The organism is Sutterella sp. KLE1602 (assembly GCF_001578585.1).
GTDB lineage: Bacteria > Pseudomonadota > Gammaproteobacteria > Burkholderiales > Burkholderiaceae_F > Sutterella > Sutterella wadsworthensis_A.
In genome coordinates this window covers 1-4,842 of the sequence record NZ_KQ968574.1, presented here as the reverse complement: position 1 = coordinate 4,842, position 4,842 = coordinate 1, and the positions used below count along the sequence as shown (strand labels likewise).

The following is a 4,842-nucleotide window of genomic DNA, read 5'->3' as shown; positions in this document are numbered from 1 at the left end:
GAAGTCGGATGTTCCCTCGCGGCAATTCTATGGACATCCAGAAAGACAACCGCATGTACATGCAGATCGCGCTTCTCACCTCCCAGAGAAGCTATGCCCGCCGCCTCAAGGTGGGCTGCGTGATCGTCAAGAACCACTCCATCATCTCGTTCGGCTGGAACGGTATGCCCACGGGCTACGACAACTGCTGCGAAATGGAGGTGGACGGCCGTCTCGTGACCCGTCCCGAAGTGCAGCACGCCGAGCTCAACGCCATCGCGAAGCTCGCGGAGAACGGCTACTCCAGCAAGGGCGCCGCCATCTTCATCACGCACAGTCCCTGCATCCACTGCGCGCTCCTCATCCAGAAGTGCGGCATCACCGACGTCTACTACCACACGCTCTACCGCAGCAGCGAGGGCCTTGAATTCCTCAAGCGCGCGGGCGTCAACGTCACGCACCTTGACGTCGAGCCGCCGTTCCCGATGTAGCCGTGCGACTGCAGGATCGAGGGCTGCGACTGCGGCGGCACGGGTTCCGTGCACTAGGATCCCGCATCCGGCCCGATCAGGTCGGATCACTTCTCCACTTTTTTCGCCTTTGGCTTGAGCGCGAGCGACCTTTCAGCCGCCGCGCGGCCCGCGTCGCGTCCCTGCACGAGGCAGGTGATGAGCGACATGCCGCCCGGACGCCCGCGTCCGAAGATCCCGCCCGTCGTCTCGCCCGCCGCCCAGAATCCCGGGATCGGCATGCCCCTGCGGTCCAGAAGCCGCGCCTCGGAACTCACCGCGAGGCCGCCCAGCGTCATGTGCACGTACACCGCCTCCCGTCCCCAGTAGTAGGGCGGCGAATCGATCGCCTGCGTGAAGATCCGCTTGCCGAACCTGCGGTCAAGGCCCTTGGCGGCGTCCTCGTTGTATTCGCTGATCGTGCGCCTGAGGGGGTTGACGGGCACGTCCATGGCCCTTGCCATCTCCTCGATCGTGTTCGAGCGGCGCACCGTGCCGTCGGCGAGCTTGAGGCCGAGCGTCCCGCCCTTTCTCGAGCGGCTGTCCGTGATCACCCAGCACGTGCGGCCGGGCTGCGCCAGAATGGCCTCGCTGATGTCGTAGATGGGCATCGCCTCGTTCATGAAGCGCTCGCCCGAGCTGTTGACATAGATGTCCCCGCCCACGTAGTCGAGAAGACGCCCGCCCGCGTAGGGCAGCAGGATGATGTTGCTCATCCCGACCGTGTGGCCGCCCACCATGGCGCCCAGGTCGAGCCCATCGCCCGTGGCACCGTCGAAATAAAGTCCCTGCGGATTGGCCGTGGTAGGCACGTCGACCGTGAGACGATCGTCATAGAGCAGGCGCCTGCCCACGTCGGCCGTGAAGCCACCCGTGGCGATCACGATGCCACCCGCGCGGAGCACCTCGTCCCTCACTTCGCCGCCGGGAAGCGTGCGCTTTACCACAACCCTGACGAGTCCGTCCTCCTCGGCCCTGCCGAGCCGCACGGCGCGCGTGTTGAGCGCCGTCGTCACGCCGAGCATTCTTGCGTTCTCGTGAAGCGCGATCACGAAGCGGCGGCCAGCGGCAAGACCGAGCGCCGTCACGCTTCGCGGATGCATGTCGCCCACGGCCTGATAGGCGGTGCGCGTCATGACGAGACCGAGCCCCTCGAGCCAGTCGACGGCCGCCTCGGACTCGGTCGCAATGCGGGTGATGTGCGGTCTCAGGACCGTGCCGCCCGCCTTGATCGCGTCCTGGATCCAGAGCTCCACGGAGTCCGTGAAGCCGATGGGCGCCTGACGCCTCGGACTCAGCACGGCGACGGAGCCCGCCGCATAGAGCGTGTGCCCGCCCACGAGCGGCCCCTTTTCAAGAAGTAGCACGCGCACGGCACCCGCCTCTCTGGCGGAGACCGCGGCCGTGAGGCCGGCCATGCCCGTGCCGATCACGATCACGTCCCAGTCCTGCTGCAGGTCCTCCCTGTGGCCGGCAAGCGCGTGCGCGGGGCAGAGCGCCGCTGCGGCGCCTGCCACCAGCAGCCTGCGCCTCAGGCGGTCGGGTCCTTCCTTGCTCTTGCTGCGGGCGAACGTCATGATCGGATCCTCAGTTCCTGCTCCTGCCCGCGCCCTTTTCGACGACGCCGATCGTCTCGAGCATCCAGTAGGCCTCAAGGGCGCTCTTGACGCCGAGCTTCGTGAAGGCGCTGCTGCGGTGCATCTTGACCGTGGGAAGCGAAATGAAGAGCTTCTCGCCGATGTCCTTGTTGCTCATGTCCATGGCGGCGAGCTTCACCACGTCCTGCTCGCGGGCGGTGAGCGAGTCGTAGAGCGCGCGGATCATCTCCTCGCTCCTCGTCTGCTCGTGGAGCGCGATCGAATGCTCGACCGCGCGTGAGACGACCTCGTTCAGCTTCTCGGGATCGACGGGCTTCTGCAGGAAGTCGAAGGCCCCGTGCTGCAGCGCATGCACGGCCATGTTCACGTCGCCGTGCCCCGTGAGAAAGATGATCGGCAGCGGCGCGCCGCGGGCGACGAGCGCCGTCTGCAGCTCAAGCCCCGTCATCTCGGGCATGCGCATGTCGAGAATGAGGCAGCCCGGCTGCGAGGGATCGTCGTCCTCAAGAAAGGTCTTCGCGCTGTTGTAGATCAGCACGAACCATCCCATCGCCTGAAGAAACATCTTCTGCGACATGCAGAAGGTTTCATCGTCGTCGACGATTCGCACGATCGGTATGACTTTGGCCATTGTTGTCCGTCTCCTTTGTTTTGTCCGGTCTTTTCGTTCAGTTCCTTCCCGCGTCGATCGCGCCCGCGGCCCTCGCGGCCGCCTCCTCGTCGAGCTCGTCGAAGAGCACGCTCACCACGACGCCGCCCGCGGGCTTCGCCACGAACTCGATCTTCGCCCCGTGGCTGTCGGCAATGCCGCGCACGATCGAGAGGCCGAGTCCGAGCCCGTCGGGCTTGACGCTCTCGAGCGAGTGCATGAGGCACGCCTTCTCAGCTTCGGTGAGCTTTCGCCCGTTGTCGGCCACCGTCAGCATCCACTGCCTGCGGCCGCACCCCTCGGGCGGAGTCTCGGTCCTGATCGCCGCGAGCGTCACGATGACGCGGCCCGTGGCGCGTCCGTGCTCGTCCGTCTGCTCGTGCACAGCCTCGGCCGCGTTCTTCACGAGGTTGAGAACGAGAAGCTCAAGCTCGAGTCCGTCGCCGAGCACCGTTGCGGGCTCGTTGGGCATCTGCACGAAGACGGGCACCGAGGCGAGCTTGCCGAGCTTGAAGGCACGAACGCCTCGGTCGACGGCACGCTTGAGGTCCGCCGGGACGTGGTTGGCCGTGCGGTTCTTCACGTAGCCTCTCACGCGGTCGACGATCCCCGCAATCTTGAGCGCCTCGGCGTCGATCCCCTCGACGGCCGTCCTCGCATTGGGATTCTGCGCGATGGCGTCCTTTAGAAGAATCTTCACCACGGCGGCGAAGTTGCGGATCGCGCCCACGGGCGACTTGATCTCGTGAGCGATCATGCCCGACATCTGCGCGGCGATGTTCTTGCGTTCAAGCGCGCCGAGCTGGTCGCGCACGACCGCGGCCTCGGCCTGCGACGCCTCAAGCGCCGAGAGCGCGTCGGAGAGCTCCAACGTGCGCTTCGCGACGAGTCCGCGCAGGCGGAATTCGTTCAGGATGAGCAGAAGCAGGACGAGAAGACCGACGTGGATCTCGGTCTGCCAGCGCTTGTAGACCGCCATGGGCGACATGTCGCGCAGGTGGCGGTAGGGCCCGATCTCAAGAAGCCTGTAGAGTTCGCGCAAGTCCGACGTTCCCACCATGGCCGACCACTCGTAGTTCGCGTCCCCGCCGTTCGTGAGGAGCGAGACCGTCATGCGGTTGACGAGGGGCTCGGGCGTCCAGGGGAAGGCCACGAGGCTGATGTCGGGATAGAGCGCCGTCGAGTGACGGCAGACGATGGCGTCCGACTTCTTCACGCCGATGGCCTTGAGGTCGGCGGCGTTGACGAGTCCACGCGAGTCGAGAAGCTCGAGCAGGCACGTGGGCAGCACGGCCGCGTCGGCGCTGCCGTGAAGCACGGCGGAAAGAACGCCGGGATAGGCGAAGCTAAGAAACGTGGTCCTGCCGAAGAACTTCTCCGGATCGTGCCCCGCGCGGGCGATCTCGCCCAGCAGCGCAAGCCAGCCCGTGAGGCTCGTCGGCGTGTCGGCAGCGATGTGCCTGCCCGCCAGATCCTCGAGCGTGTTGATGTCCGTCCTGTCGGCGCGGGTGACGACGAGCGAGCCCACCGCGTGCGCGGCGTCGGTCGCCGTCCACGGCTTGCGGGTCGCGATGCGGAAGGTCTGAACCCCCTGCTCCTCCATCAGATCGATCTGCTCGGTGGGCAGCATCAGGAAGTCGGGCTTCTGATGAAGCACCTCCTGGGCCGCATCAGGCGTGACGATGTCGCGCCATGAGATGCGGAAGTCCTTCTCGAGCGGATTCGAGAGCAGCACGAGGCCTTCCCTCAGGCTCGCCGTGTCGACGGCCGTGCTGATCGTGTCCATGATGCCGATCTTCACGTCGCCTTCGCCCGAGCCCGTCTGCGATGCGGACGAGACGGCCGCAACGCCGCCGTGGGAGGGCGCGGCCTGCACGGCCGCAGCGCCGAGCACTGCGGCGGCGAGAGCTGAAAGCTGGATTCGAAGGGACGGCATGGCGGAAAAGGCGGTCTGGTTCAGAGAATCTTAGCCTGCCCGCACGGCCTCGAGCAAGACGCTCGGGAAAGCGGGAATAAATTCGCGTTTTATTGAGGTATTACTTTGCCGCAGGAAAGTTCAGGGTAGTAAATTGTGTAAACAACTCTCGACTAAAGTCGAAAGCTTTAT

At 65.6% G+C, this 4,842-nt stretch carries 4 protein-coding genes; 1 reads left to right on the top strand and 3 read right to left on the bottom strand.

From position 1 onward, the window contains the following. Positions 1–470, top strand: a 470-nt coding sequence (locus HMPREF3036_RS10470; RefSeq protein WP_062334275.1) for a deoxycytidylate deaminase, incomplete at its 5' end; no start/stop codon positions are given. An 86-nt stretch (positions 471–556) separates the two neighbouring features. Here HMPREF3036_RS10470 and HMPREF3036_RS10465 read toward each other — a convergent pair. Genes HMPREF3036_RS10465 through HMPREF3036_RS10455 form a run of 3 tightly spaced genes read right to left on the bottom strand, consistent with a single transcriptional unit; the run spans position 557 to position 4,671 of the window. Continuing rightward, complete coding sequence (locus HMPREF3036_RS10465) at positions 557–2,065, bottom strand: FAD-dependent oxidoreductase (RefSeq protein WP_062334272.1); 1,509 nt, start codon at positions 2,063–2,065, stop codon at positions 557–559. Positions 2,066–2,075: 10 nt separating this feature from the next. Continuing rightward, positions 2,076–2,717, bottom strand: coding sequence for a response regulator transcription factor (locus HMPREF3036_RS10460; protein WP_062334269.1), 642 nt, complete (start codon positions 2,715–2,717; stop codon positions 2,076–2,078). Positions 2,718–2,754: 37 nt separating this feature from the next. Then, positions 2,755–4,671 (bottom strand): PhnD/SsuA/transferrin family substrate-binding protein, encoded by a 1,917-nt coding sequence (locus HMPREF3036_RS10455; RefSeq protein WP_062334265.1) that lies wholly within the window; start codon positions 4,669–4,671, stop codon positions 2,755–2,757. Between the last annotated feature and the right edge of the window lie 171 nt (positions 4,672–4,842).

Excerpts from the sequence above, each read along its gene's own strand:
- HMPREF3036_RS10465 (WP_062334272.1), bottom strand. The coding sequence starts at position 2,065 with ATGACGTTCGCCCGCAGCAAGAGCAAGGAAGGACCCGACCGCCTGAGG.
- HMPREF3036_RS10460 (WP_062334269.1), bottom strand. The coding sequence starts at position 2,717 with ATGGCCAAAGTCATACCGATCGTGCGAATCGTCGACGACGATGAAACC.
- HMPREF3036_RS10455 (WP_062334265.1), bottom strand. The coding sequence starts at position 4,671 with ATGCCGTCCCTTCGAATCCAGCTTTCAGCTCTCGCCGCCGCAGTGCTC.